The organism is Bifidobacterium stellenboschense, assembly GCF_000741785.1.
Lineage (GTDB): Bacteria > Actinomycetota > Actinomycetes > Actinomycetales > Bifidobacteriaceae > Bifidobacterium > Bifidobacterium stellenboschense.
Map to the genome: position 1 here is coordinate 1 of NZ_JGZP01000020.1, position 1,951 is coordinate 1,951.

Annotated in this window: 1 protein-coding gene and 2 rRNA genes; all 3 read left to right on the top strand. The window is 61.4% G+C overall.

Annotated features, from left to right (window positions below; genetic code table 11):
• Nucleotides 1-166 (top strand): 23S ribosomal RNA (locus BSTEL_RS09375); the annotation flags it as partial.
• A 158-nt stretch (nucleotides 167-324) separates the two neighbouring features.
• Nucleotides 325-441: ribosomal RNA gene (gene rrf, locus BSTEL_RS09380) — 5S ribosomal RNA — on the top strand.
• A gap of 412 nt (nucleotides 442-853) precedes the next feature.
• Nucleotides 854-1,105, top strand: coding sequence for a hypothetical protein (locus BSTEL_RS09385; RefSeq protein ID WP_034529946.1), 252 nt, complete (start codon nucleotides 854-856; stop codon nucleotides 1,103-1,105).
• The last annotated feature ends 846 nt before the right edge of the window (nucleotides 1,106-1,951 follow it).

Sequence of the window (1,951 nt, forward strand, 5' to 3'; positions counted from 1 at the left end):
ATAACCGCTGAAAGCATCTAAGCGGGAAGCCCGCTCCAAGATAAGTATTCCCTGGGCTTTTCGAAGCCCGTGACCCCCCATGTAGAACACGTGGTCGATAGGCCGGACGTGGAAGCCCCGCGAGGGGTGGAGCCGACCGGTACTAACGGGGAAGCGCGACACACACATCCCAACCATGTTGGGACGGCATCGACCTCTTTCTGCGGATACACGCGACACGGAGCAACACGAACCGTGGTCACAACAGAACCAATCAACAGCGTCCACCATCCGGTCCCCAAACCACCAGCGTTCAAAGGGGATTCCCTTTGATAATTGAAGATTTGCGGCGGTCATAGCCCAGGAGAGACGCCCGGTCCCATTCCGAACCCGGAAGCTAAGACCTGGCACGGCGATGGTACTGCACCCGAGAGGATGTGGGAGAGTAGCACGCCGCCGCACCACAACGAACAGGACCCCCGGTCGAGCCACACGGCTCCCGGGGGTTTTCGCATACCCGAACCCACCCACCACACGCGCCCCCGCCGGCACGCCGGCGGACCACCCTCCGACGCGCGTGCCGCGCGCCACCTCCCGCCAGCGGGAGGAACACCGGACCACGCGCGCGCGACCACACCGGAAACCACACCCACGCCACACGCACGCAGGCGCGGGATGCCGCCCCCGCCGGCGGGGGCTCCCGGCGAAGCCGGGCGGGGGTGGACCCACGGACCACAGGCACGCATGCCGGGAACCACCCTCCGACGCGCCCCGCGCCACCACACGTCAACAGGAGAAACCACCCAGCAATCCGCGAACACTGGAGGCTTCGATTATCATTGCTGATAATCGGACGTCGAATCGGGGACTACTCATGCATTACTTCACGCCAAAGCGCTGCACTACATCGAATAAAATCATGTATCACGACAAAGCCCAGGCGCAGCGTGCCGCCGATCAGAGCTTCATCGAACGCGGTGCCGAACTGTGGGTGTACCGTTGCCAGTTCTGCGGCACCTGGCATTTGACGCATCGTGATCCGCAATCCAGTTACCGACACGTTCCGCTCAACCAGGAACTGAAACCCCACAGCCGTAAGAAGGGCTACAAGCCGCGTCGTCGTTAACACGGGTACCTGATGCCGTGATGATTGGAGATCCCCGGTTCCGTTAGGAGCCGGGGATCTTTCGTATGTGCTGATGTGGGGTGCCGTGGTGTGTGGTCACCCTTGTTCCTCCCGCTGGCGGGTGGCGTTTCGTGGCGTGTGTGTCCTCCCGCTGGCGGGAGGTGGCGCGCGCAGCGCGCCGGAGGGTGGTCCGGGGCGCGTGGTTCGCGTGGTCGTCCGGTGGTCCACCCCCACCCGGCTTCGCCGGGAGCCCCCGCCGGCGGGGGCGTGTTTCGTGGCTCGCGTGGTTTCGTGTGGTGCGTGTTCGTGTGTGGTGTGTTGTTTCCTCCCGCTGGCGGGAGGTGGCGCGCGGAGCGCGTCGGAGGGTGGTCGTCTGGGTTGGTTGGGTGAATGTGTGGTTGGTTGTGGGTGAATTGTGTTGGTTGGGGTGTGTGTGGTGGTGTCCAGGTGGGTAGGCTGGGGGTTGTGGGGCCTGTTGGGCCTGTTTTCGACACGCCGGTGGATTGTTGTGTTTGCAACGTTTCCGGGGTGGTTTTGTCGTGTGTGTTTGCGTGCCGGGGTGGGTTGGTGTATGTTTATCTCTTGCTGCCGGTCGGCTTCTGGTTCCTGCTCTTGTGTGGTTCCGGGGTTGGCTGTGTGTGGTGGTTTGAGAACTCAAGAGTGTGTTGTACTACTTACTTCTTTATAGTCAATGATTGCCAGTCCGATGCCCGCTTCGGTTTTCCGGAGTACCGAGGGGGTTTGATGGGTGTCGGGKTTTGGTTCGGTGCGAACCTCTTTCCTTATTTGATGAGGTTCCGTCAATTGTTTTTAATGAGGGTCATTTATGGTTCTCTTTGCAAGTTT

Excerpts from the sequence above, each read along its gene's own strand:
- BSTEL_RS09385 (WP_034529946.1), top strand. The coding sequence starts at position 854 with ATGCATTACTTCACGCCAAAGCGCTGCACTACATCGAATAAAATCATG.